At 59.3% G+C, this 24,424-nt stretch carries 22 protein-coding genes; 2 read left to right on the top strand and 20 right to left on the bottom strand.

All coding sequences use genetic code 11. The features are described 5' to 3' along the window. Positions 1 to 94: 94 nt before the first annotated feature. The 6 genes from ASE58_RS06105 to ASE58_RS06080 form a co-directional block, all read right to left on the bottom strand. The gene (locus tag ASE58_RS06105) at positions 95 to 829 is read right to left on the bottom strand and encodes a PepSY domain-containing protein (RefSeq protein WP_055818797.1); all 735 of its coding nucleotides are present in this window, start codon (positions 827 to 829) and stop codon (positions 95 to 97) included. Continuing rightward, a complete protein-coding gene (locus ASE58_RS06100; protein WP_055818793.1) occupies positions 820 to 1,974 on the bottom strand; it encodes a copper resistance protein B in 1,155 nt (384 codons plus the stop codon). Before ASE58_RS06100 ends, ASE58_RS06105 begins: the two co-directional genes overlap by 10 nt. Continuing rightward, positions 1,971 to 3,920, bottom strand: a complete 1,950-nt coding sequence (locus ASE58_RS06095) for a copper resistance system multicopper oxidase (RefSeq protein ID WP_055818790.1) — start codon at positions 3,918 to 3,920, stop codon at positions 1,971 to 1,973. Before ASE58_RS06095 ends, ASE58_RS06100 begins: the two co-directional genes overlap by 4 nt. A gap of 66 nt (positions 3,921 to 3,986) precedes the next feature. Next, entirely contained in the window at positions 3,987 to 4,556 is a 570-nt protein-coding gene (locus ASE58_RS06090; protein ID WP_055818787.1) for an RNA polymerase sigma factor, read from the bottom strand. A 10-nt stretch (positions 4,557 to 4,566) separates the two neighbouring features. Next, on the bottom strand, positions 4,567 to 5,007 hold the full coding sequence (locus tag ASE58_RS06085; RefSeq protein WP_055818784.1) for a periplasmic heavy metal sensor: 441 nt from the start codon (positions 5,005 to 5,007) through the stop codon (positions 4,567 to 4,569). After that, positions 5,004 to 5,270, bottom strand: a complete 267-nt coding sequence (locus ASE58_RS06080) for a hypothetical protein (RefSeq protein WP_055819564.1) — start codon at positions 5,268 to 5,270, stop codon at positions 5,004 to 5,006. Before ASE58_RS06080 ends, ASE58_RS06085 begins: the two co-directional genes overlap by 4 nt. A 126-nt stretch (positions 5,271 to 5,396) precedes the next feature. Here ASE58_RS06080 and copC point away from each other — a divergent pair, with 126 nt between their 5' ends. Together copC and copD are read left to right on the top strand one after the other, a co-directional pair. Continuing rightward, positions 5,397 to 5,768 (top strand): copper homeostasis periplasmic binding protein CopC, encoded by a 372-nt coding sequence (gene copC / locus ASE58_RS06075; protein ID WP_055818781.1) that lies wholly within the window; start codon positions 5,397 to 5,399, stop codon positions 5,766 to 5,768. Positions 5,769 to 5,787: 19 nt separating this feature from the next. Then, positions 5,788 to 6,693: a copper homeostasis membrane protein CopD gene (copD, locus tag ASE58_RS06070; protein ID WP_055819560.1), complete on the top strand. Its 906-nt coding sequence runs from the start codon at positions 5,788 to 5,790 to the stop codon at positions 6,691 to 6,693. Between the two features lie 215 nt (positions 6,694 to 6,908). Here the strand turns inward: copD and ASE58_RS06065 are convergent, their stop codons facing one another. The 14 genes from ASE58_RS06065 to ASE58_RS17825 all read right to left on the bottom strand — a co-directional run bounded on the left by ASE58_RS06065 (position 6,909) and on the right by ASE58_RS17825 (position 24,415). Next, positions 6,909 to 8,369 (bottom strand): TIR domain-containing protein, encoded by a 1,461-nt coding sequence (locus tag ASE58_RS06065; RefSeq protein ID WP_162233508.1) that lies wholly within the window; start codon positions 8,367 to 8,369, stop codon positions 6,909 to 6,911. A gap of 364 nt (positions 8,370 to 8,733) precedes the next feature. Next, the gene (locus tag ASE58_RS06060) at positions 8,734 to 10,092 is read right to left on the bottom strand and encodes a PIN domain-containing protein (protein WP_055818775.1); all 1,359 of its coding nucleotides are present in this window, start codon (positions 10,090 to 10,092) and stop codon (positions 8,734 to 8,736) included. Between the two features lie 307 nt (positions 10,093 to 10,399). Further along, on the bottom strand, positions 10,400 to 11,068 hold the full coding sequence (locus tag ASE58_RS17850; protein ID WP_156347634.1) for a hypothetical protein: 669 nt from the start codon (positions 11,066 to 11,068) through the stop codon (positions 10,400 to 10,402). After that, the gene (locus tag ASE58_RS06055; protein ID WP_055818772.1) at positions 11,068 to 11,619 is read right to left on the bottom strand and encodes a hypothetical protein; all 552 of its coding nucleotides are present in this window, start codon (positions 11,617 to 11,619) and stop codon (positions 11,068 to 11,070) included. Before ASE58_RS06055 ends, ASE58_RS17850 begins: the two co-directional genes overlap by 1 nt. Positions 11,620 to 11,687: 68 nt before the next feature. After that, the gene (locus tag ASE58_RS17465) at positions 11,688 to 13,043 is read right to left on the bottom strand and encodes a phospholipase effector Tle1 domain-containing protein (RefSeq protein ID WP_082467699.1); all 1,356 of its coding nucleotides are present in this window, start codon (positions 13,041 to 13,043) and stop codon (positions 11,688 to 11,690) included. A gap of 195 nt (positions 13,044 to 13,238) precedes the next feature. Next, on the bottom strand, positions 13,239 to 13,802 hold the full coding sequence (locus ASE58_RS17845; protein ID WP_156347633.1) for a hypothetical protein: 564 nt from the start codon (positions 13,800 to 13,802) through the stop codon (positions 13,239 to 13,241). 382 nt (positions 13,803 to 14,184) lie between these two features. Continuing rightward, positions 14,185 to 14,760, bottom strand: a complete 576-nt coding sequence (locus ASE58_RS06045; protein WP_156347632.1) for a hypothetical protein — start codon at positions 14,758 to 14,760, stop codon at positions 14,185 to 14,187. A 180-nt stretch (positions 14,761 to 14,940) separates the two neighbouring features. Then, positions 14,941 to 16,680 carry a methyltransferase domain-containing protein gene (locus tag ASE58_RS06040; RefSeq protein WP_055818763.1) on the bottom strand — a complete coding sequence of 580 codons (1,740 nt, stop codon included), beginning with the start codon at positions 16,678 to 16,680 and terminating at the stop codon, positions 14,941 to 14,943. Further along, entirely contained in the window at positions 16,680 to 17,594 is a 915-nt protein-coding gene (locus ASE58_RS06035; RefSeq protein ID WP_055818760.1) for an HNH endonuclease, read from the bottom strand. Before ASE58_RS06035 ends, ASE58_RS06040 begins: the two co-directional genes overlap by 1 nt. Positions 17,595 to 17,992: 398 nt before the next feature. Continuing rightward, entirely contained in the window at positions 17,993 to 18,700 is a 708-nt protein-coding gene (locus ASE58_RS17840; protein ID WP_156347631.1) for a hypothetical protein, read from the bottom strand. A gap of 189 nt (positions 18,701 to 18,889) precedes the next feature. Then, the gene (locus ASE58_RS17835) at positions 18,890 to 20,479 is read right to left on the bottom strand and encodes a hypothetical protein (protein ID WP_156347630.1); all 1,590 of its coding nucleotides are present in this window, start codon (positions 20,477 to 20,479) and stop codon (positions 18,890 to 18,892) included. 20 nt (positions 20,480 to 20,499) lie between these two features. After that, positions 20,500 to 22,650 carry an AAA family ATPase gene (locus ASE58_RS17460; RefSeq protein ID WP_082467697.1) on the bottom strand — a complete coding sequence of 717 codons (2,151 nt, stop codon included), beginning with the start codon at positions 22,648 to 22,650 and terminating at the stop codon, positions 20,500 to 20,502. 10 nt (positions 22,651 to 22,660) lie between these two features. Continuing rightward, a complete protein-coding gene (locus tag ASE58_RS17830) occupies positions 22,661 to 23,134 on the bottom strand; it encodes a hypothetical protein (RefSeq protein WP_156347629.1) in 474 nt (157 codons plus the stop codon). Between the two features lie 210 nt (positions 23,135 to 23,344). Continuing rightward, positions 23,345 to 24,415 carry a hypothetical protein gene (locus ASE58_RS17825; protein WP_156347628.1) on the bottom strand — a complete coding sequence of 357 codons (1,071 nt, stop codon included), beginning with the start codon at positions 24,413 to 24,415 and terminating at the stop codon, positions 23,345 to 23,347. Positions 24,416 to 24,424 lie beyond the last annotated feature (9 nt).

The following is a 24,424-nucleotide window of genomic DNA, read 5'->3' as shown; positions in this document are numbered from 1 at the left end:
TCAATCTCCTGGGGTGCGAGGTGTTAAATGCCTCTCACGTCAATTACGCGGCGCGAGCACCTACCCCTCATGTCGGACGCGATTGGCTGCTGGGTCAGCTTCCCGGCGATCTGCGGCGTCGCCGTACGGGCCAGCGCATCCACAGGAGAACCGCGCCGCCTATCCACAACGCCAGCCCCCCGATCGCGAAAGCGAGCAGCCAAGGCGTGTTAAAGTCCTCGTGGTTCTTCCAGTCCATGATGTGGAGACCCCAGAAAAAATCGTAAAGCCGCCAGGTGCCTGTCCTGACAGCGGTGATCCGTCCTGTGTCACTGGCGACAAAGACGCGGGTGTTGTTGGGGTCGTCAAACGCGATCCGCCATGCGGGGAGCGCGCCACGATATTCGGGTGCGGCACGCTCGATCCGCTCCACGCGAGCAACCAGTCGACCTTCCCCTCGCCAAGCAGCGCGTGCCACGGCCTCGGCCTGGGCGGCGCTAGCAGCCGGCAGGAGCACCCCCGTGGTCGCATCGGCAAGCCGGGTGCCCTTGGCCGTTGACAGCTCGGCGACGGGACGCCCGAGCAACATGCGATAGGTGAGCGATGTGACGGGCGTTCCGACGCTCCTCGTCAGGTCCGCTGGCGACGCCAAGGCCATGCCCGCCGGTATAGGGGCGACGGTCTTCCGATCAACGAGGTGATCGCCATGCACCTTGTCGATCGGCAGGAAGCTCATCACCGTCCCACTGGTGAACCAGAGGAGGAGCTGGATGCCGATAATGATCGCGAGCCACTTATGCGTCTTGCTCGCTAGCTGGTGAAGCCTCGCGCGCCGGCCCCTCAGAACCACGTCCGAACGCCGACAACAAAGCTGGGTCCGCCAACGCCCTCGCCATCGGCGCGCGCGAAGCGGGCGCTGTCGCCTAGACGGCGATCGTAGGAGACGCCGATATAGGGCGCGAACTCGCGCTTGATCTCGTAACGAAGGCGAAGCCCCAGCTCGATGTCGCTCAGGCCCGAACCGATACCGTTCTCCGGCACGTCCTGCGCCGCGAAATTAAGCTCGGCGCGCGGTTGCAGGACAAGTCGCTGGGTGATGCGTTGGTCATAGTAGCCCTCAAGCCGTCCCAGCACGTCGCCCTTGTCGGACAGAAACAGCGCGCCCTCCACGTCGAACCAATAGGGTGCCAGTCCCTCGAATCCGAGCGTGGCGTAGGTGCGCGAGGGGTTCGGCTTGAAGTCATAGCGAATGCCGGCCTGGAGATTGAAATAGGGGCCGATCGCGCGGCTGTAGAGCGCCTGCACCTCGGCATCGTCAACGCTGCGCCCGAACTCGCCTTCACCCTCGGTCTTGACGGTCAGCCGGTTGATGTCGCCCCCGAACCACGCTTCGCCATCCCAGCGAAAGCTGTCGCGCCCGTCGCGTATCTGCACCTCGGCCAAGTTGAAATTGACCTGCCAGAAAGTGCTGCCGCCATGCTCGCCGCGAAGAATGGCGCGGGCATCGGCCATCTCCTGCGGCGAATAAACGCGATCGGCATAATTCGGCTTGGGCGCGGCCGGGGCGGGTGCGTTGCCGGGGGGAAGGGCGGTTCCCCCCGTTCCCATATCGTGGCTCATCCCGCCCGCCATGCCGCTCATGTCATGGCCCGCGTGAGGATTGGCCGGCGTCGCTACCGCCGCGCTATCGGGCATGACGTGCCCGGCATGGGGATCTGCCTGGGTCGGGGCGTCAGGCATCGTCATTCCGGGCATGGTGTGGCCCGCGTGCGGGTCGGCCGCCGCGGCCGGAGCTGGCGACGGCTTTTTTGGTGCGGGCTTTGCTTTCGTGCGAGCGGGGGGGCGCGGCTTGGCGGTTGGCTTCGCCTGGGGCTTCGCTGCCGGCTTCGCCGGCATGGTCATCCCCGGCATGTTGTGCATCGAGTGATCCTGCGCGGTGACGGGGGTCGCAAGCGCGATCGGGGCCGCGGCGACGAGTAGGGATAGCGCCTTCATGCCGCGTCTCCCCCGCGTGGTCGGACGGTCACGATCTGCATCATGCCGGCGTGCATGTGGTAAAGCATGTGGCAGTGGAACGCCCAATCGCCGACGGCATCGGCGGTGAGGTCGAACGTCGCGGTCCCGCCCGGCTGCACCATGACGGTGTGCTTGCGAGGCGCGAACTCGCCATGCCCCGTCACCAGCTCGAAAAAATGGCCGTGAAGGTGGATCGGGTGGCCCATCATCGTGTCATTGACGAGTGTGACCCGCACCCGCTCGCCTTCAAGAAACGGGATCGGGTCTTTGACCTCCGACAGCTTCTCGCCGTCGAACGCCCACATATAGCGTTCCATGTTGCCGGTGAGGTGGATTTGCATCGCGCGATCTGGCGCGCGCACGTCGGGGTTGCGATCGACGGCCATCAGGTCGCGATAGACCAGCACCTTGTGCCCGACATTCTCCAGCCCCTGGCCCGGCTCGCCCATACGGTCCATCGGCATTGGGGATATGGTCTGCACGGTCGGCGTCTTCTTGACCCCCGGCGCATTCGAGAAGTCGCGCATCGAGTGATTCATGCCGCCCGCGCCGTGGTCCATACCAGCCATCTGCCCACCAGCGTCGCCCTGCATGGTCCCGTGGTCCATCCCGGCCATGCCGCTTGCGGCTGCTCCCTCGGCGGGCATCGTATGCCCCATAGCGGCGTGATCGACGGCTGCACCCGCCTGGGAAGCGCCACCCTGGTTCATGCCCGCCATCGCGCCAGTCGCCGCACCCGTCGCGGGCATGGAATGGCCCATCGCGGCATGATCCATGCCGGCCATCGAACCGCCGCTCATGTCCATGCCGCCCATGCCCATGTCCTTCATGCTGGCGAGCGGGCGCTTGCGAAGCGGCGGGACCGCTGCGGCCATGCCCTCGCGGGGCGCGAGCGTGGCGCGTGCCATGCCGGAGCGATCGACGCTCTCGCCGACGAGCGTGTAGGCACGATCGTCGGTCGGGGTGACGATCACGTCGTAGGTTTCGGCGACGCCGATCTGGAACTCGTCGAACGTCACCGGCCGGACATTCAGCCCGTCGCACGCCACCACGGTCATTTTCAGGCCGGGGATGCGGACATTGAAGGTGGTCATGGCGGAAGCGTTGATGACGCGGAGCCGCACCCGCTCGCCGGGGCGGAACAGCCCCGTCCAGTTATCCTTCGGGCCGTGCCCGTTGACGAGATAGGTATAGGTCGAGCCGGTCACGTCGGCGACGTCGGTCGGGTCCATCCGCATCTTGCCCCACTCGGCACGCTCCTTCGCAGACTGGCCGTCGCCGCGTAGCAGCCCGCCAAGCGTCTGCTTCTGATAGTTGAAATAGCCGCCCTGCATCTTGAGCTTGCGGAAGATGACGTGCGGGTGAAGCTGGCTGTGGTCGGACAGCATGATGACGTGCTCGCGGTCGGACGCGATCGGGTCCTCGCCGGCCGGATCAATCACCAGCGGGCCGTAATGTCCCAACTGCTCCTGCAAACCGGAATGGCTGTGATACCAGTAGGTGCCGGCCTGCTTGACCGGAAACTCGTAGGTGAAGCTCTTGCCCGGATCGACACCGGGGAAGCTGATGCCGGGAACGCCGTCCATCTGGAATGGCAGGATCAGCCCATGCCAGTGGATAGAGGTCTGCTCGTCGGGCAGCGCGTTGGTGAGGGTCAGCCGGGCATTCTGCCCTTCGCGCAACCGGATCAGCGGTGCGGGCGCGGTGCCGTTGATGCCGATCGCGTGACTCTCGCGCCCGTCGATCATCATCATCTGGTGCGCGACGCGAAGAGTGATGTCGTCGCCTGAGACGGTCGGCATCGGCTTGACGATGCCGCCGGAAGTCGTCTGTGCCCATGCCGGCATATAGGCCGATAAAGCGAGTCCGCCCCCCGCGAGGGTAGCGCCGCGCAAAAGCTGGCGACGGTCGATGGTCCGGGTCATGGGCTTCCTGGTCGATTGAACGCGTTGGTATGGTCAACGATGATACGCGGGCCTGATCGCTACCCCTTACCTCGCGTCCAGCTTTTCCCGCAGCTTCGCGCGGGCGCGGTAAAGCCGGGTTTCGACTGCCTTTTCGCTAATGGACAGGACGGCCGCGGTGTCGGCCTGGCTAAGCCCCTCGATGGTGTGGAGCACCAAGGGTTCCTTCAACGTCGCCGGCAGCTCGGCGATGGCGCGGCGAACCCGGTCCAGCTCCTGCCGGTCGCCCGCGGCGTCATCGACCGCCACGCCGGTATCGACGACAGCCTCGGCGTCCGCCCCGATCGGGACCGCGAACGACAGGAACCGCCGCACCTTTCGTTTGCGGGTCCAGTCGCGGCATTTATTGAGCGCGATCGCCGATAACCACGTCCGCATCGGACGCGCGCCATCATAGTGGCCGATCGCTCGATACGCGGCGACGAACGTCTCCTGGGACAAGTCCAGCGCCTCGTCAGCATCGCCGACGCACCCTCGGGACAGCCGAAAGATCGCCTGCCCGTGGCGGCGCATGATCTCGGCGAACGCGGCCTGCCGCCCCGCTAGGCTGAGCGTCGCCAGCTCTCCATCGGAAAGAGAGGTCCAGTCGAGGCTCACCGCCCCGATCTCAACGGGCGTCGTCGGTGAGCGCCTTCACCACCGCCCGGTCAAACTGCGCGGTCTGGTCGGGTCGCAAGAGCTGCCGCATCGCGAAAATATGTGCGAGCGTCGCCTTTTGCAGCTCGCCCATCGCGGTGTGGCTCCGATCGACCGCTGCGGCGACACGGGGGCCGTTGCCATGCTCGGCCTCGATCGCCTCGGCGAGCCGCGCATTGTCGGCCCGCAATTCCAGCTCCAGCGCACGGCGTTCGACCGCGAACCGCTGCTCCAGCTCTTTCAGTCGAGCCTCCTGGTTCGTGTCGAGTGCGAGCCGATGATGCAGCACGTCGTGCAGCTCCGCGCCGGGCTGAGCCGGGGCAGGCAAAAGCGCGCGCCCGACGAATACGCCGCCGATCGCGGCGACAAACGCCGCGATCACGCACAAAATCAGCCGCGCGCGCGCGCTCATTGCGCCCCGACTAGCAAGGTCGAGGGCGCGAACGGGGAGTGCGCCCCTAGCGGGGATATCGAGGCCGCAGCGCTGGGCGATGCCGGGAAGCCCGCCCCGATCACGCCGATCGCGAGCGCCGCGACCATGATCGCGCCTATGCCAAGTCCAGCCTGAGTGGCGCGAGGCGTCGCGATCTGCGCGAGAACCCGCGCCTCCAGCCCGTCCAGTTCAGGCACCGGCGCTCGCGCGAGCCTGGTCAGCGCCTCGTCAAGATCGTTCATGTCGTTCACCTCCGCTCCCCTTACTCCATGTTACGCGGGATCGCCCGCTACCCCTCACGGCGCATGGTGAGGGGTGGGCGGCCTAGGCGCGTAGATGGGTGTAGCCCCCTTTTTGGAGAGTGTTCCATGCGTCGTGTGTTTGTTCCTGCCGCTGCTGCCCTTCTCGTCGTCGCGGGTGCCGCGAACGCGCATCCCAAGCTCGTCTCCGCAACCCCCGCACCGAACGCGACGGTTGCCGCACCCGCTCGCGTCACGCTGCGATTCAGCGAGAGGCTGATGCCGAAGTTCTCGGGTGCGGACATGATGATGACGGGGATGAACGGCATGAAGCACGCGCCCATGAAGGTCGCGAGCGCCGCCACGGTCGCGGCCGATGGCCGTACGCTGGTCATCGCGCCGAAGTCGCCGCTTGGTACCGGCACCTATAGCGTCGCCTGGCACGTCGTATCGGCCGATACGCACCGGATCACCGGAAACTACGCTTTCGCGGTGAAGTAAGGTGGGTGCCGACTGGCCGATGATCGGCGTCCGCTTCGCGCTCAACGGCGTTTTGGGCGGCCTGTTCGGCCTGTCGGCATTCAGCCTTTATGGTCTGCGCGCTGGCGAGCGCACCAGTGCGCTCGCGCTCCGCCCTTGGCTGGTGGCGAGTGCGGTGCTCGGCCCCCTGCTCTCGGCCGTCGCGCTCGCGCTGCTTGCTGCTGCGATGATGGGAACGCCACCCTGGCCGGTCGATCGCGATGCGATCGGGATGCTGCTCGATCAGCCGGGGATCGGAACGGCGTGGAAGCTGCGGGTGGCCGCGCTCGCCGTGGCGGCGCTGGCGGCGCTATTCACGGCTCGGCGCGGGCTTTGGCTGGTGGTGGTCGCGCTCGCCTCGGGCGCGTCGCTGGCGACGCTCGCCTGGACCGGGCATGGCGCGATGAATGAGGGAACGGTGGGCTGGGTGCATCTGGCCGCCGACATTCTCCACCTGGTCGCGGCGGGGGCCTGGACTGGTGCGCTGCTTGGATTGGTCTTGCTGGTGGCGCGGCCCGCGCGCCGGGTCGATGCCACGCACCTCGCGCTCTCGTACCGTGCTCTCCACGGGTTCGGCACGGTCGGGACGATCGTTGTCACCACGCTGGTCGTCACCGGCCTCATCAACGCTTGGCTGCTGGTTGGCCCCGGCAACGTCCGGGCGCTAGGGACGACGCTCTATGGTCAGCTCCTACTCGCCAAGCTGGCGCTGTTCGCCCTCATGCTGGGTCTTGCCGCGCTAAATCGCTTTCGCCTGACGCCGCGGTTCGAGGCGTCGATCGCCGCGAGCGATCATCGCGGCGCGCTTGGCGCGTTGCGCCGAAGCTTGGGTGCCGAGACGGGATGCATAATTGCTATTCTTGCGCTGGTAGCATGGCTTGGGACCCTTGAACCGCTCGCCCCCTAAGTGTCACAACCGAACGGTTGTGACACCACGTGCCGGCGGCTTTCGACCATTCCAATCCTGAAAGCTGACTGGCAGGAAAGTCCCCAATCTCGGCCATTCCCAAGTGCCAGTGGGACGCGCTCAGGCGGTCGGTTCGCTCACATTAATGAGCGGCCGGTATTCGGCAGCGAGAAGGGGCGCGTGAATGGCCGGAATTGGGTCGATTTGCTGTGATATCATCGCCTGACTGCAATCTGCTCTAACCCAAGAAGGGAGCCGATGCTCGGGCCAGGGTAAACGCGGTCCCAGAGGCGCTGCCCAACGACCGGTGCGAGCCGCTCTTTGAACATCGCGACTGTCACGCCTCCAAACAGAGCTTCACTAACGTGCTCGAAGTATTTTTGGCTCTCCATACGTGCGAAGATCTCGAGTGCAGAACCCCGACGCCCCGAGTAGATTAGGGTATGCGGGAACCACATTCCGCCGATCTCGTCCTTTAAAACGAACGCTCGCGCGTGGAGGAGGAGGTCAGCCTCCATCATGCGGCTTAAGTTCAGCCAGCCAAACGAGTAGTGCTGATTGATGAAGTCGGCTTGCCAGTCAGCCCGGCTGTCACCCGTTAGCTGGTTACGGAATCTCAGATACTCAACATACTGATTGAATTCGGTGTAATCCTTAGTGCTTCGTCCGCCCCCGCTGTTAGGGTCATCGAAGTAATAGGCATACTCAAGGGCGCGCTTAATGAGGTCGATCCGACGTTCCACAATTAGTGAGGCTACAAAGCCTAGGAATGCTTCGTAGGCCACCACCTTGTTGGCTTCGAACGCAACTGGCGTGTACGAGGTAGAGCTTCGATCGCGCTCCGTCGTCGCTAGTATCTGCTCTAACAGCGTGAGCAGGTCGTCGAACGCTGACGCGCCGCTCCGCGCCACAGACCTCGTGATTGTGTGGAATTGCTGAACGTAGGGCCGCATCGCATCGGCGGATTGTACGATAGCATTGTTGAAGCCGAGGTCGTTGGTCCGTTGGCTCGACGTGTCTGGCCGGAGGGTGACCAATTGCTCCACTAATCCCGCCCCAAAGTCACGAACCAGCCCCGGAGCACCGGCGCTATCGCGATCTAGGGCTTCCTTGGCTCGCCTGAAACGCGACTCTGTTGCGAGTGGCTTGGCGTCATCAGTGCTCAGGAAAGTAGGTTTCTTGCCCAGCTTGGGCCGTTGATGGAGAGGGGCGTCGTTGATCCAGCGGGTCAGCTCCTCGTAGGCCTCCTCCTCACGATCTGGATCGCTGAAATCGATAAAGATGCGTCCGCCATAGAACGTGGGCACGTACGCCTTGCCCTCGCTATCAACCTCAGTAACGAGGGCCGCGTACTTGCTCTGATCAGCTTTTTGATAAATTTCTGGCGTGAGAATCTGCGTCTCCGTACCTACCCCGCCGGCACGGCTGTCCGCCTTCTCCTTGTAGGTTCGGTCGCAGATGATGAGCACCTTTTTGACGCTCGGGTTGGTTATTGATTGCTCCATAAAATGAATGGGGTCGCCGCCCGGCCTCAGGTCCCACTCGTCCAGGATCGTGTAGGTACCATCCTCGGTAATGCGCTCAGCAAGGCGACGAACCCATGCCTTATGGTCGGGTGACGACCAAGCGTATGAGATGAATGCTTTGGTCTGATCTTCCGCGTCCCGTTCGGCCAAATTCACCTCCGCTCAACATGGGCTATGGAGTGTTCTTACTTCCTAGGTCCAAAAGCCCTTCGTCCTGAGTGCCAATTACGCTGGCGCGTTCCACCGTTCGGCTGGCCCAAGAACATATATGAACCGACGACCGGTTTCGAGAGGCGGCGACAGCACCTTGAACGTCCGCTTGCTTCGTAGACTGTCGTTAGGGTGAGCGAAACGCTCTCGGCGGCAACGGCTCGCCGTACTCAATATCGAACCTACGAATAGCTGCCAGGTCGCCGGCGCCGGCGCGACACAATCGATCCGATCGCCTAACCGACCCAATCACCTCCCGAGCCCTGACGAGAGACGATCGAGCAACTGCGATACCTCGACCGGGCTAGTCCAATCCAGCACTCTCGAGTTCGGCAAGGACCGCTTCGGGCAGTAGGTGGGAAATGGAAGCGTCCGACCACTTCACAGACCTCTGTTCGATGCGGATTGTTAGCCGGGAAACCGTCTGCGCCATGTCGTTGCCGCTCGCCGCGACTTCGAAAGATCCATCGCACTGATGCTTCCTCGGCAACAGCCCAATGCTATCCCGGTAGATGCGTTCGGGGCGGAAATCCTCGCAGCCATAGGTTCCCGCGTCTCCGCCAAAGGATGGCCGGTCGTGCCACCGCATCTCAACGGGGCTGAAGTGGTGCGCCGCTGTGGGTATTAAGGAGTGGGACGATATAGAGCGCATCAGCTGTTCCTGCTGATCTAACGGCCTTTCGGGCGGATCGGGCAGAGCCGCAGACCCAACGGCGGACTCGATGTCGCTGTCACTGGCCAGAAGCCCGAATTCATTGGATGAAACGCCCACGACCAATTGCATAATTGACACACGGCCAACGTTCTCAACCTCGAAACCTAAGCGCGGCAGCGACGCGATCCTGGCAACTCGTTCATGAAGTGATGCGAAGTAGCTTTCGACGGAAGTCCGATAGGTTCCGTAGCCCTCGTTGTACGTTTCAATTTGGTATTCGCTGATGCCACGTAAGCTGCTGCCAAAAGCAAGAGACCGCAGGGAATTCATACGGAGGCTGTGGGGCGGATTATCGTCGAGTACGCGCTTGACCAGTCTGTCCTGAACGATGGCACTTAACGGCAAGAGGATGGGAGAGACGTGGAGTACAACGCCGTCGACCGCATCGGGGAACGCGATCCGGACGCTAGGACGGCGATCGAGCGCTGCCTTTAAATCGCGCTCGACTTGCGAGAGCCTGCGCTTCTCGTCGGTCTGCTCCTCTGGCAGAAGCCAGGACGCAGGCGGAGTATGAGCCTTCAGACCCGCGTCCTTCGCGCTAAGGCGCGGACCGCTGTCATGCGATAGGAGTTCGGCGCTGGCCTCGGCGGCCGCGATGACGAGGCGGTCGTCGTTCGTCGTCTCGTCGAGGTCGGGATATCGGCTCCAATCGGGTCGTCGACGTGGCGCGATTGTGAGCGTGATTAGTAAAGGCCGCTCCTTCAGCACAAGCGTTCGCCCCTCTCCTCCCCCTGCCTCGTCGATTATCGCTAGTGCTCGCCGGGAACGATCCCGCAGGCGCGTCCGATTGCTGACCTTGAACCGATCGAGTTCCTCAATCACCGGTCGCGCCACCATTATCGCGACGTGATCGGCATCGGGCAGTAGCTCGCGCCAAGGCAAATCGGCCAAGTCGCGAAGCTGGATGAAGGCGTTTGTGTCGACGAAAATCGTCCTAGTGACCGTCATCGTGCGATGATGTCCATCGACCAGTAATTGCGCAAGCGTCTTGGCAGACCGCCGCACCTTGCGGCGTGCGCAGAGCGCTTGAGCCGGCAGGCGGCACGCGTGCGACCGACATATTCAACGGTCTGATGAAGAGGCTCTAACCCAGTTTGATGAACGCTCCTAACTAACTCGAAACAAATTTTACCAGATGATCGACGCATTTTTCGATTTCCCACGATCAAACCAGGTCATACGCGCTCGGCCGGAAATTTCATGCTCATCATAGCTAATATGTCAGCCTACGGCGGCACATTTTTCTACCGCCTTCTCATGCGGCTTTGAAGTTGCGGAAAAGCTTCTCAAAGGAACCACGAAGCCGGACCTCAAGCGCCGGAGTCATTGGCGAAAGGCCAATCTCATATTCTTTGTTATGCCGTGAGAAGAGCCGGTCGACAGATCCCGTATTTTGGGTAGATACGAAAAACCGTCCCTTGGTGTAGATATCATCGATCAGACCCAAGAATGACCGGCCAAGATTCACCCCTAGACTGCTACTCAGATAGTATTTGCACTCTATAGCAAGCAAAACCTTGCTGGATCTCGGATGTACGCTTTCTCGACGGCAGGTGTCAGCCTCGTCCTTGAACACGATGGCAACGTCACACTCGTGATTTACTCTTGATTTGCCCGATACATAAATCCCGATATGGGCCTCGAGCGTCGGACGTCCCGGGAAATGCAACTCGGCGTGGCAATAATCGTGTGCCACGGAGAAGATCGAGGATGGCGACGTCCGGAACCAAAAGCTTGTTGCCGGTTGACCTCGCCGATCGAGCAGACGAATAGTTGCCCCCTCCTGGCGAGCTGCTTCAAGCACGAGCGACCATATATAGCACTCGTAAAGGTCGGCGCCGTCGGATGACGCCGACAGGTTCGCGCTGGTTGCAGAACCAAGGGCGTTAGCGATCTCGGCCCATAAGCCGGGGCGGAGTGGCATCAGGCGATCTCCTCGACTTCAGTAAGGCGATCGCGAATGCCGGTCTCGCGCGATAATTCGTCCAGAACCCTTGAAAGCGAGATGACGGCCTCAGCTGCTTGGTCGATCGTTGCACGATCCAGTTGCAACGCTGGTTCGCCAACCTCGCCCGTCGGCGCCAGGGAGATCGTCGTAGGGCTGTCTTTAGCCTCATCAACGCGATACCGCTCGACCGTCTCCAGGAAACGAGCCGCCATCATCGGCGGCGCGACGAACGACAATCCAAGTGCTTCAAGTAACAGGTCGAGCTGTTCGGTAGGACGATAATCTTTCTTACCGACGAACTCCCCAGTCGAGCTAGTGCGCGCGCGCGGCACGCCTGCAAGTTCGTCCAGCCCAGGGCTTTCGGCAACCTTGAGCTTGCGGTCGATCGGACGGCCGGCCTCGATCTCCGCGCGCCATTGCTGCAGGAAGTCAGCGATCGCGTCGCGGCCGGGCTCCAATGACTCCTGCGAAAGGGCCTTTTCGATCGAAGCGATTACTTGGGTCGCCTCTTCGTCACTGATTGCCATGTCCCTCCCCCCTTCTCACGTTTATGGACGTCAACTAAGTTAGGCCTTTCGCTAGAGCCTCAACCATTTCAAACGGCTCTGACTGCTGGAGCTGGAGGAATCCTAATCTCTTGCCCCGGAAATATTTCATCCGGATCATCGAGCGTATCTCGGTTAGCGTCAAAAATGACCGGCCAAAGCTTCGCCGAGCCATAATGCTTATGGGCATAGCGACTAAGGGTATCGGACGGCGCTACTTTCTCGATAGCGATCACGTCGGTAGGCGGTTCGAATGACCATGCACCAAGACTGTCCAACTCAGCTGCAACGTGCTGCAACGTACCCGGCCGATAGAGTTTACCGCCGAGCTTGGCCGCTGGAGTTTGCCACCGGCGCTGCGCTGCTTGCGCGACCTGCCACAGGTGGCGCGGTCCTTCTCGATCGTTTTTCAGCAGCTGCGTAGCGCTCCACTCCGGCTTGGTCTCATTAACCAGTGGTGCCAGGGGGTCCGGTCGGAACCCATGAATTCTGGTGCCTTGGGCAGTATCGAGCTTAAGGCCCGCTTTCTTGGCGCCCGCCAATACCCAAGCCAAAGCATCATCGGATAGACCGCGGATATCGCCCCCGCCCCCAACCGACCCGTGAACGCCTGGAAACCACTTCTCCTGGTAGGGCGCGTTCGGATCGGAGGGCTCGACACCAGCCGCACGATTAAGATCTGTAAGATCGCCAAATGGCACGACAGGAAAAAGCTCTCGGCGTTCATCGATAGCGACAGCATGGCGTGCGCTCTCGACAAAGGCATCGAGGCTCGGGTCGTGGAAATCATACTCACGATTAAGCCATCCGCTAAAGGGTAAGCGGTCGGGCACGCCAAGCGCTCCGACAGTGTCCCAAACGCCAAGATAGCTGACGCGAAGTTGCGGTGCGCTTCCAGCGGCATAGCCCTCAACATTTGCGCAGCGCCACGTGTCATCAGCGCCGCCGATGCAAACTGCCCCGGAGTACCGCGCACGAAAGTCTCGCAACGCAGCGTCGGCATCGTCATCGCCCTTCTGACGATGTTCGTACAGGTCCAACGCTTCATCGATCCGGCCGACATGAAGCCGCTGCAACGGTCCGACATGGCGAATGAAACCGACGAACGTCCGCGCGCTATACGCACCGCGCGAGAAGCCAAAGACGTAGATTTGATCGCCAGGATCATAGTTGAAGATTAGAAAGCGGTAGGCCTCGCGGACATTGTCGATCAGGCCGGTACCAAACATTCCCCCACGGAATTGGTCGAGGTCCCCGGTTCCTACGCCTTCGTCGTAATGGATGATCTGCGGCACACCATCGCGACCGATGCGCTCGATGCTCGCAGCGGTCAGAACAACGTTCGTTGCGCGCCCCGGCTCCAGCTTGTTCCAGGTACCGTCGAAACAGAAAACAAGCCGCTTCATATGATCCCCCTGCCCTAAGGACCAATGTGTTCAATAAAACCCTGTCATACCAGCGGTTTTCGTAGCGAACCGCATCCGATCCGGCGCCATTCCCACCGAACCGGCTCTACCGTCCAAGACGCATTTCAAAAGCCCAGGGCAGGCATCCTTCGAGAGCTAAACGCCCAGTTTAGCGACGTGCATGCAAGGGTGAGCTTAGCGCACGCCTTTCGCCAGCCGATCCAATACAGCGTGGGTGTGAGTCCGGCTACGAAAGGCTCGCACCCCTTCAACAATTAGAAGAAGAGCCGCAACAACGACGGCGGTACCGACAATTTTGAAGACCAGCGGGGTATCTGAAACAACGAAGCCCACGCCCAATGCGGTCATAATCACGATGAAGACAAGCCGTGGCGCCCAACCATCAGTTGACCGCGGTACCGATCGGAAGGCAATTCCTCGCGTCTGGTTCAACCAGTCGACGACTAGAAACGGCCCTTGTGGGATCGGCTGGCAAATCGCGCGCACAACATCGCCCTCCACTAGCGCAATATAATCGGCGCTGACTAGTTTTAGTGTGTAGCCTGCCACCTCCAGCAGCATCACGAACTCTCGTGCGGTGTTCACGAATGTATGGGTCTCGGTGTGATGATGCTCTCCGGGTGCCGCAGCAGGATGTGTGGAACTGTGCTCGGAGATGCTTATGTCGGTGGTTCGATGCGATCCGAGAATGCGCGTCACCGGACCCTGGATGACTTTGAAGCCGTAGCGGTCGTTCACATCCGTGCTCCTTGCCCTAGCCCATTGCGCACTGGCGCGTAGCAGTAGCCAACCGTTTGGAAAATGACGCTTGGCTCTCAATCGTTACAAAGCGCAACGCAGATGCCGGCGGACAAATACTCCTAAGCAACCTGAACAGTCCGTGAGAGCGACCATCCTGATTACATCCACGATGGATCATGTCTGGCCGCATCAGCCCGACAATCGGCGTAAGGCTGCAAGCCGCGGAGGGACGCGAGATGCCCGGAGCGGCGCGTTGCGGACCGAACGCACCACCGCCAATCGAGTAGCGCCCCGACGCGCCGACCCATCAAACGTACGAGATCAGATTTCACCACTCGCCGATACCTACGCCAATTGGCGCTATGGGATTGTCGTGATCTTAGCAGCCGTCGATCGTGTTCGGCCCATCCTGCCCAACGCGCGGCGGCAGGCCACCCTCCCGGGTTAAGGCAACGTCCGCGTTGCAATAGCGTCGCCGGGTATTGAACGCGCGAACCTTTCGAAACTCATAGGGTGTCCCGACCCCGTCCTCATTACGAACGAGCGCGTAAATCTGGATTACGGTAGCGGCGGGGTCGGGCACGCTGTCGACGATCTTCCGATCGGCCACGAAGGCGAAAGTCGTCGCCCGACCACCGTAACGCCCTTTCGCAAAGCGTACCGCGCGGATCATGTCCTCACCGACATGCGGCTGGTCGGTAAACCGATCGAGTCCATCGACCGTCGCAACCGAACCCCCGACACGAACCGTAAAGATGTCATACCCCCAAGCATTGCCGTTCTCGCGCCAATCGAGGGTAATACTGCCGCTCCGGCCGTCCCCCGCGATATTCGGGATTTGGTTGGTTCCTGAGCGAAGCCGGATCGGTACGAACTGGGGTGCCGCACTCTGCGCGATGGTGATGGCCGGCACCGTAGCAAAGACAACTGCCGCAACAATAGACTTGATCCGCACCCTATCCCCCTGCCCCTCAATCCCACCGACTACCACTAAGCAGCTGGATGTCAGCCGCCAAGAGAACAGTACATGGTCGAACAAATATCCCGTACCTGGCTGAACCATTCCTCCAGGCCCAAAGCCACGCGTCGACGCTCGTCACGGTACCTCCGCAGACGAACCTCCACCGACATAGCGTCATCCTCGAAGTATCGTTGGCGTCCACTGTGCGAGCTGCTGATCCTGCGCCAAGCGCAGTCGTCGCCAATCCAACGCATCGTACACGTCTGCGCCGCTGGCATTGCGGTTCAAGGGTAGTGCTGCCGCCGCCTCACGCATGAAGCGAGCCCGTAGCGCGTCGTCCTCGAAATACGCCATGTTCCACCAATCGATGATCCGGTCCTTTGCGTTCGCCATGGCAAGTGCGGAAGGCAGGCGATCGCGCTTCTGACGCTGGTTCACTTGCGTATGCGCGGGCATCAGGTTCCAAAGATCACTACAGGGCCAAGCCGACCATGGCAGGCAGTGGTCGATGTCCAGGGTCTGCTGCGATAGCCCCCTCCCCGTCCACACGCAGGAAACGGCGTTACCCTGATCGAATAGTCGTTTGGCGACAGTGCGCCCGAGCGTTGTCGTTCGCACCGGTTCGGCCCAGGCCAATGCTGCTTCTGCCGCACCAGGCGCGATTGCCCGTCCCATGCGGTCGGCGTAGGTCCGTATGAGCCGCGCCCACTCCGCGATCAGCATAGGCTCGATCCAGGCACCGAAGCGCGACATCGCGCGCCACAAATGGCCAGGAATCTCGATCGAGCCCCAGTGACGTAGCGTATCCAGGTCCAGAATTGTAGCGGATGCGCCGCCGCGCCGCCCCGGCGTGATATGAAACACGGGTGCATCGCTATTAGAATACCGCGTAAAATGCGCCGGCATTTTTGCGATGATATAGGCTGCGCGAGAAATTGCAGACGCAACCGCAACCGCCTGCTCACCACCAAAAGTAGCCCCAACGCGCAGGTCGATCGGCGCCGTCCCAGATGCGAGAAGCGATACGAAGCCGTCTCTGACAAAGCCCAACCGCTCGACACCAATGTTGCCGGGCAGTTGCGGAAGCTGCGCTCGCACGAGCGGCAGATACATTCGCAACCAGTTGAGTGCGACAAGCCCCAAGGGGACTTCGACCGCATCACGACCGTCTTGCACTGGATGGGCAGCCGCTGGCGCATACTCTGCAATGCGCGCGACCGCTCGGAGCAAGCCGAGTTTATAAGTCGAGGATTTCCCGTCTGACAGTACGATGCCGCGGACCAGAGGAAGCGCGCCGGTACCATCGTCCGGCATGCGCAGCGCCATAATGTCCCACGACACCTCAGCCCGCCCGCCCTGATCAGCAGACGCAGCAACGCGCAGCACCTCAAGTCCCTGCACCCGCGCCAGGCCCTCAATCTCAGCAGTAGACGTCGGATGCATCTGCAACGCAGCTGGCGCGGTGCCGTGTCGCAGCGTCAGAACCAGAACGCCGCCCGGCTTCATCAACGTAGCGAGTTTACGAAAGGCCCGCGGACGGTCTGCAGGAACGACATGCTGCCATACGGCTGACAGCAGCACCAAATCATAGGCCAGGCCTAAGCTATGCACGTGATCCAACGTGGGCAGCGCGTCGGCGACCCAACGAATGCCAGCCTGCGGGTGCCGATCCTGCGCGATCCGACGCATCGTGACAGACGGCTCAGCTGCGACCACATCATAGCCAAGCGAGGTTAGGAATGCGGCATCTCGGCCGGTGCCAGCGCCCACGTCCAGGGCCAACCTACCGGAAGCACCTGATGGTATCAGCGGAAGGATCTCAGCAAGCATTCGCTCCGTCGAGACCGTCTCATATCGCTCGGCCAATTGCTCAGCACAACCATCATAGACACCGACGACATCGCGGTAGGACATCAAGCGTCGAGACCAGCAAACCGGGCGCGGTGCCGCGCAACATAATCAGGGCGCGGATGATGTCGTCGATTGGAGGGTAGATGAATGCGCTCGCCTGGTGGCGGAAAGAGTTGGATCAGCTCGGACGGCACCCTGTTGTGCGACACCAGCAAACGACAGTCATCATCCAGACTGATGAGATGACGATCGAAGAGCCAATGCGCCGTCGCTGAAAGGGCAATGCCATTCTGCACGGCGTCGGGCCCGCCCTCCGCCACACTCCAGATGTGCGCTGCCTGGGCCTCGGCCTTACCGCCGCCGTTTATCATTCTCAGCCCCGTGACAGCACAACGGTTGTCGTAGGCATCCAGGACGTGTCCACGAAAAGCTGCGCTACGCACCTTCCGGTTAACGAGGAGCTGCGCAACACGTCGCTCTTGCGCTGGCATAGCCAGTAGCGCGGCCGTGTCCCCGTCAAGGTGCCGGTGGTCGAGCTCCAGCCTGATCGCTCGCGCCGGGTCCAGCGTGCGGGACAACCCCTTGCCGACAATCGCGGCGAAGTCGACTTCGTCTAGCCCGCGTACGGATTGGCCACGAAGCGCGCGGCCAGCCATGGAGGCGCTACCCAGCTCGCGCAATAGACGTTCCGCGAAGCGTCCGTCCTGGTCGCGATAGGGCACAGGATGATCGAACTCCAAGAAGTCGACGATCCGCGCGTAGAACAAGCTGGCGTCGGCGGGGTCAGGGTCGATGCTTTGCACCCGTCCGGCAGCGACATAGGCTTTCCGACCGCCCCCTGATCCGGTTTCGCGATAAACGATCCAGTCGCCGAGGCAGGCTTGTGCTGCGGGCAGGTACTTCCGAGGGAAATGATAGCGCTCTGCGATAAGGTCGTCGTAACGCGAGACACCACTGATTTCGAAAACGCCCTTCATAAAGCAATGGTGCCGGGATCAACCGCTTAGGGCAATGCGCAAACGCCTGCCCTCGCCCACGGATCGGAATGTAGGCTGCGGCAGCAAACTAAGGGCGCTGCTGTAACCGATATTACACAGTCTTATATAGAACATCCCGATTACACATTCGGGCGAGCTTCCTAAGAGACATATAATAGAATATGTATTGCTATATTGATATAGTAAAGGTAGTAGGTAGGGGGTGTGTAGGGAGAGGTATAGGGGTAGGCAGAGAGGGAGGGGAAGGGGGAGGGGGTTAGGCACATATAGCAACTCGATGCAGGTCGTTGACAGGTCATATTGACGCACATCCCCCAGCGTTTCACTCCCCTCCCCGCTTCAAATTTAGCTAATGCCCTAGAATTACCTTTTTGCGGCTAAAATTGGCCAGCGTCGCCTAAGTAAACTTCTGGCCAGCAACGCCGGTGCATATTGGCCAGCCGATGCACTTCAGCATGATCGATATAATCATGCGGCGATACGAACCAATCACTACCAGGATCATCTAAAGAGGCGCTTGACGGCAACAAGGGCTCAACTGTCGCGCGCGAAACCCACCACCCGCAATGACTAGCGTGCGCGACCACACCATTCTGTACGATCAGCGACTGCAACGGACTGACGCAAGCGGCAGCATGCCTTACATGCATATCGAACTGCGGAGGGGGCATCAGTGACCGCAGGTCGGCGTGAAACTGCGCCATCGCCCGAGCAGAAGCCAAAGCACTCGCCTGAATACGGGACGCTCTCGCAATCTCAGGCGTTATCGGCGTATCGAGATAGGGAATGGGCAGCACTGCATCAGCTGGCACGGAAAATTCGGCACCTGGATCATATAATCGTCGCCCAAACCCCAACGTTGTAGCAAGCTGTGCGCGAGAGACCCAGCAGCCTCGGCCAAGATCAGTATGACATAAGAGCGTATTGGATCTAATTGCTTCCAATGCCAACGCGTAGGTGCCCTCCGGCAACATCCGGCAATTAACATTCATGTTGATTGGATGGTCTTTTTTCAGGCCGATTGCCCGCATTCCTACGACGTCCAACTGCATGCTTCCCTCCAAGACATACAGTTGTGCCGCCATCACCACTCTCCCAGTTGAATCGTCACTTCACGCTGGGCCACATGCCGAGATAATCAAAGCAGAGATCATTCAAAAAAATAAATATACCTTGACCGTAGCCCGGATAGCAACGAACGGAACAATCATTGATCAAAACGGCAAAGCTTTTTCTATACCGCCTGTGGCCATTTTGCGTATTACTCAGCAATATTAACCGTCTGCCATACTGCTGACTATCATCTCAACGACATCATCTCCCGATTTTGCAACATCCTCAATCGCAGAATCACCTTCTATAACAATAACCTTGTCCATTTCTCTAGTTGCACTTGCCATTTTGCGGCAACGAAAAATGCCAATGATACGATTCTCCCCATTCGAGTAGCGGATCATTACCATATCGCGTTCGGCTGAAACCAAAACCTCAACGCGTTTATTTTCAGCTAACCCAATTAGTTTTTTCCAGTCGCACGGCGTTACTGCAAAGCATAGCGCACCAGTATCAGTATCAGTATCAGTATTGTTTGAATTTATCTCGATTGGAACATAGGTTACACCCTCGAAAAGCTCACCCTCGTGCTCACCCTGGCAAATCATTCGCAGATGGGGGTGAGAGCCTCGGAGAACTTCAAGGTGAACGTCCCCTCCTTCGAGAGCTTGCATAAAGCCGACGCTGGGAAGCAACTCATCACTCTTCGCCGCAAAGCAAAAGCCATTTTTCCGGATCGCCTGCACTAATTCGGCAGGGTCGATCATATCCGGGGACTCTTTAGCGAAGCTCAGCGTCGCAACACCATTCCGCAAGAAATAATGATGATCATGCAGGGAAATCTCGGCATTACCGCCCATTCGTATAAGGGTATGACCAAGAGGCTTAACAAGCGCATCGCCGATGACAATGTCATGTGCAGTAAGACGCTCGTCTTCGGACATCGCCAATCCAGCCTCGACATTTGCAGCAAGCATTCCGTTCTTCAGAACGACGCTTGCAGCGCTCAGCTCCAGCGAATGCAGCCACTGCAGCGCGACAGCCAACACCGGGCAATCCAACATCTGGGTCGGCCCATTCGCCGCAAGCGATGTTAGCGAACGCTCAGCTACTTCCAGGGGACGAACATCGAGACGCAGCTTGGCGTTGTCATACACGATCTCGATCAGTGATCTTGAAGCGTTATAGTGAAAATATATTGGGCGATCAGGCTGCACTTCCTGCCCCCACCCCACCAGTCGCGGCACACCGCGAGTACGGTCAAACAGCATATCCAGGACGTAAAACGGAACCTCGAAGGCCACCGGCTTCGCTTCTGCCGGAATCCCATCGACGGATACGGGAGCAAATACTTCGCATTCGATACCGTCAACGCGGTTACACACCGTAAGTAGGTCTGACGTTAGAGTGACCCGACACCATTGCAGCTTTTCCCTGCGGCGCTGATCAACACGCCTACCACGCTCGTCCAACCCTTCTTCAAGCTTACCGCGTAGGCGACTTAGAACAAAACTATCGCGGTTTGGAAGATGTATACTCGCTATCATATCATGAATTACATTCATCGGGATACTGAAAACTATTCCGGGAAGAAACTCATTGGCGTATCCCAGTTTCTTTGATAGCATCCGGTTGAGACCGCCATGGAGTCCAGCAGCCTCTTCCCTGATCAAAGAAACCGTTGCTCGATAATTTTCGAAAAACTCCGTTAGACTTCGCATGCCGAGAGCACACTGACTCTCATCTGGTAGTTCATATGAACCATCACTCCGGCGAGCGATACTAGTGCGCTCATTTATACGGATGACCATATTCCTGACCTCCTTTCTGTTTAGATTTCAGCAGCAGGCCACAATGATCCAGCCTTCGGCCGTTCAATCGGATCGACCAAACAACGTGCATGTTGTTTACCCTCAAGGTGATCAATGATTGCAAGGGTGAGAGGGTCGCGGGTCAAGGAGCGGCGTTCGTTCAATATAGCTTGCAGGTCTTCGCGCGCATCCTGGACAATGGCCCGCTGGCGATGTTCACGCAGTTCCCATCCGCTCGCAAGCTGATCCCATCGGTTGCTTCGCCATGCCGACACATGCCCCATCCCCGCCAAGGTCATCTCGTCCCGTACCTTCGGTCCAATGCTATTAGACTTATGCAGGCGGGGCCCCATGATTTGGCCAAGCATGCGCCGATCGCGTTCGAGGACGCCTAAGCGGTCAATCAGTGCAGCCTGTTGGACATAGGCTTTTGGATTTATGCTGCTCCAAATATGGCGCCGTAACAGCCGCCACTGTCGATCAATCGCATTCCTGGGATCGGTCGCTACCCGGATATCAATCAGTGCATCCTGTGGGGGCAGGCCGCGTTCTCGAACTGCTCGTTGAAGCCACTTCGCAAGCCAATCTCTCGCCTCCAATTCGTGGGAAGCTGGAGAATGGAAGATCATAGTACCTATGACCGACTGATCCGTTGCGCGGTCAAGCAGGGTCAGTCGATGCACGCCGGTCGAGCCGCTTGCCGCCGCCCCCCAAGCTCTCAAGCGCTGCCCTAGCTCACGCCCAACGCTTGTGAGCAACCACGCAGCGACCTTTTCCTGGCCGTTGCGTACCTTGCCAAAATCGATCGTGAAGGTTGCGTTGAACGTGACTCCGTAAACTTGCGTCAGGAAGGTCGCTGCTTCATACGCCTCGCGTGCTTGAGCCGTTGTGAGGAACAGACGATCCGCATCCTGCGAGCCAGAAACACCCGGTGAGCGCACCCGCGCCCGGAACGCACCCTTCGAACGATACTGTTCATCGGATCGAGGCACTGCTGAAATTGCAGCAACCGAGTCCTGCGAGGCGGCCGCTGCAGCACACACATCGACGAACTTAATGGCAAACGCCTGGAACGCTTCGTTCGTTTCCGGAGGAACGTTGATCCAGTGTTCCAACAAATCATCAAGGTACTCGCCCGCGGGCTTTCCAACAATTCGCGCGTGCCGTTCTACCCTCCCCTCAAGTGCTTTGAGTTCCGCTGCATCATATAGCAATGCGTCGAGGCGTGCGGCCGGCACAATTTTTGGGCCAATTACGAACTTCTTTAGATGCAGGAGAACACGTTGGACGGACTTGAAGCTCAGCGGTCCCTTACCATCAGAAGCGCAACCAGCATCGAGTACGGCAGGCAAGTCAGCGTCAAAAGCTGCAATCAAAAATTTTACCACACCACCTGATTGGCTTTCGAACAAGGTTCGACGTGTCAGTTCAGCAGTTACCCTACCCGCTTCACCGGCAACGTCCCGGAGCTGGCGCAGCCACGTAGATGCTCGCCGGAAATTCCTCGCTTGCTCCGCGACAAGATTCAAAGCGTCTTCATCGGCACTTATGCTTTCCTGAAGACAAATACGGTGAAGATATGAAAGCCGTTCCAGAGCCGTCGGCGCTCGAAGGCGGATCACGCGACACCGCGCTTGGAATGCTTCGGTAAGATGGTTTGCGTTCGTTAGAGCAAATATGAAAACGACATGCTTCGTTTCATCCTCCAGCACCTTTAGGAGGGCATCCTGCGCGTACGTCGATAGCTGCTGACTCTCGTCGTAGAAGACAATGTGCTTACGGTATCCCGGCGGAAGAGAACGAATGTCGTTCTCCAAAAGCTCGTTCACCTCCTCCTTTGATCCGTCTCGTCCAGCCGCATTTCGTTCGTGATACGCGCGGTGATAGCCTCGAGTGTCGATCGCCCGACAGATTGCGCATGCATTGCATGGCACGGAGTCAATCATAGCCGTGCAACCGAGAAGCTTGGCGGCGTAGCGCGCTAGGGTCGTTTTCCCAATTCCTGATTCACCGACGAATATGAAATGAGGACGTTGCGCATTCGCAGCGGCTTTCTGGACCTGCCTAAGCGCTTCGTCCTGCCCGATGAAACTGTCGGCCGTGAGCGGCTGCCATAAGGCGACGGGTAACGCATCGCCCGATATAGACCTTTCGGATGGAAAGGGGTTCATGATCCGCCCCTTAGTTGTGGCTAAGCCGGACGGTTGCAAACTCACCGGAGTTGTCACCGCCTACGCGTGTCACATCGGACTTCCGAACGCTGCAGAGTGCATCGCCATTCGACATCGGCCATTTTGCCGGGGTCTCGAACGCGCCCATTCTGCCTGATGCGTCACAAACTATTGTTTCTAAATGATTATTTTGCCGAAAAGCTGTCGAACGTCGAAGCTTCAACTCGTCTGATCGCAAGCCGAAATTACGGTCATGCGGATAGAAAGTGTATTTCAGCCTTCTTATCCTCAACGTGTTTGCGTCGATTGCTGGAGGCGAGCTTTGGATCTTTCCGAGGGAGGGGCGATCGCTATCCGCAGGATCGAGATTCGCTTCCCGCGAAACGTCGCAGGGCTTCGCTAAAGGGAGCCCGACTTTGTGATGGCCTTCTTCCGCCGATCGAACATCACGACCAAGATCCGGAAGGCTACGGTCGTTCGCCATATGGCTGCCCCCCGCGCCCGACCAATGCACTTGTTCAGGGGGTTTACTCGATGGACGACTGCCGTGATCAAGGTGTTTGGATAGCGGAAGGCGAGCAACGTTACGCGTCCACTCGGACGGCATGCGGGGTATGTTCATCTGTCAATTTCCTCAGCCGCGACGTTGTCGACCGAGGAAGGGTGGATCAGTGAAATTCCGACAGGAAGGGCGTTATTTGTCCCTACTTGTTCCCGGCTTTCGGCCGCGCCGCGGTCGATGCTGCCGCACCAGCTGGCGGATCTGACGGACCGTCACGTTAGACCCTTTCGACACTTCGAGCAACGCATCGTTGCTCATTTCCTTTTGCCACTCACGCGGCAGTTCATCATAAAACCGTTGCAATTGAGCGATGCTTAATTTTAAATCCTCTACCGTTAACGCCTCTGGCCGTGCCCACCGTTCCAGTTCTCCGTTCAAAATACGAATACTATAGGGAGTAACTCGTCGAGCTACGGAGAGGTCAACGTGCTCCGCTCCTTCCTGTGCTCTAGACTCGCTCATGTGGTTCTGGTCATCATGCGCATCGCAAAACGCATCGAGTTTCAAACGCCCGTTGATTGGAAAACCCACATCCTGGGCCACCACTACGGACCACGAATTAACCTCATCCGCTAGGCGGTTTTCATTCTCACGATTTGAACGGCCAACCTCATCACTGAGATTTTCTTCCGCGACTAAGCTAGTATCAGTGTCATTCGACGCCTCCTCTTCCTCCAGTGGATCAGGCAGCTCTATAGATCGGTCATTGCCGTTTTCTGCTGTTCCTGCTTTTGCAGCCGACACAAGGATCGGAAATCCGTCGGGCAATCCGGTAGGCGCTCCAAGTAAAATTTGAGGAATGCGGGCCCCGAACTTCGATCCAACCGAGAAGCTCGAAATATAGTTACCAACAGCGGTGTAATTTAGGCTCCCGTCGTCGTTCACCCAGAATTTCTTTGCGATCGACCGCACTTCCCTACCATCGCTCGATACTGCGTACGATTTGAGAGATCCGTCCGCCAGATGCCTCAACAGCGACCGATTAACCTTATAGCTGAGTAGCTCGTCCCACCCATATGGCTCATTGTCATAGTGAACTGTATAGAAATTTTTTACGTAAGGTGTTATTTCAAGACTTTTCATTCTTGAGATTTCACTCTCGACAAGATCGCCCATTAACACAGAATTATGCTCGTCAACTCGTGCGTTCACTTGCCTGAAGTAACGATGTCGTACCATCACCGGCTCATCCAAAGAGGTCAACGTATGTCC

It is taken from the genome of Sphingomonas sp. Leaf9 (assembly GCF_001421355.1).
Classification (GTDB): Bacteria; Pseudomonadota; Alphaproteobacteria; order Sphingomonadales; family Sphingomonadaceae; genus Sphingomonas.
The sequence above is the reverse complement of the archived record's forward strand: the minus strand, read 5'-3'. Positions and strand labels throughout refer to the sequence as shown.

Excerpts from the sequence above, each read along its gene's own strand:
- ASE58_RS06100 (WP_055818793.1), bottom strand. The coding sequence starts at position 1,974 with ATGAAGGCGCTATCCCTACTCGTCGCCGCGGCCCCGATCGCGCTTGCG.
- ASE58_RS17840 (WP_156347631.1), bottom strand. The coding sequence starts at position 18,700 with ATGGCGGCACAACTGTATGTCTTGGAGGGAAGCATGCAGTTGGACGTC.
- ASE58_RS06055 (WP_055818772.1), bottom strand. The coding sequence starts at position 11,619 with ATGGCAATCAGTGACGAAGAGGCGACCCAAGTAATCGCTTCGATCGAA.
- ASE58_RS17850 (WP_156347634.1), bottom strand. The coding sequence starts at position 11,068 with ATGCCACTCCGCCCCGGCTTATGGGCCGAGATCGCTAACGCCCTTGGT.
- copC (WP_055818781.1), top strand. The coding sequence starts at position 5,397 with ATGCGTCGTGTGTTTGTTCCTGCCGCTGCTGCCCTTCTCGTCGTCGCG.
- ASE58_RS06080 (WP_055819564.1), bottom strand. The coding sequence starts at position 5,270 with ATGAACGATCTTGACGAGGCGCTGACCAGGCTCGCGCGAGCGCCGGTG.
- ASE58_RS17835 (WP_156347630.1), bottom strand. The coding sequence starts at position 20,479 with ATGGTCATCCGTATAAATGAGCGCACTAGTATCGCTCGCCGGAGTGAT.
- ASE58_RS06095 (WP_055818790.1), bottom strand. The coding sequence starts at position 3,920 with ATGACCCGGACCATCGACCGTCGCCAGCTTTTGCGCGGCGCTACCCTC.
- ASE58_RS06035 (WP_055818760.1), bottom strand. The coding sequence starts at position 17,594 with ATGAAGGGCGTTTTCGAAATCAGTGGTGTCTCGCGTTACGACGACCTT.
- copD (WP_055819560.1), top strand. The coding sequence starts at position 5,788 with ATGATCGGCGTCCGCTTCGCGCTCAACGGCGTTTTGGGCGGCCTGTTC.
- ASE58_RS06040 (WP_055818763.1), bottom strand. The coding sequence starts at position 16,680 with ATGTCCTACCGCGATGTCGTCGGTGTCTATGATGGTTGTGCTGAGCAA.
- ASE58_RS06060 (WP_055818775.1), bottom strand. The coding sequence starts at position 10,092 with ATGACGGTCACTAGGACGATTTTCGTCGACACAAACGCCTTCATCCAG.
- ASE58_RS06085 (WP_055818784.1), bottom strand. The coding sequence starts at position 5,007 with ATGAGCGCGCGCGCGCGGCTGATTTTGTGCGTGATCGCGGCGTTTGTC.
- ASE58_RS17830 (WP_156347629.1), bottom strand. The coding sequence starts at position 23,134 with ATGGCGAACGACCGTAGCCTTCCGGATCTTGGTCGTGATGTTCGATCG.
- ASE58_RS17465 (WP_082467699.1), bottom strand. The coding sequence starts at position 13,043 with ATGAAGCGGCTTGTTTTCTGTTTCGACGGTACCTGGAACAAGCTGGAG.
- ASE58_RS17460 (WP_082467697.1), bottom strand. The coding sequence starts at position 22,650 with ATGAACCCCTTTCCATCCGAAAGGTCTATATCGGGCGATGCGTTACCC.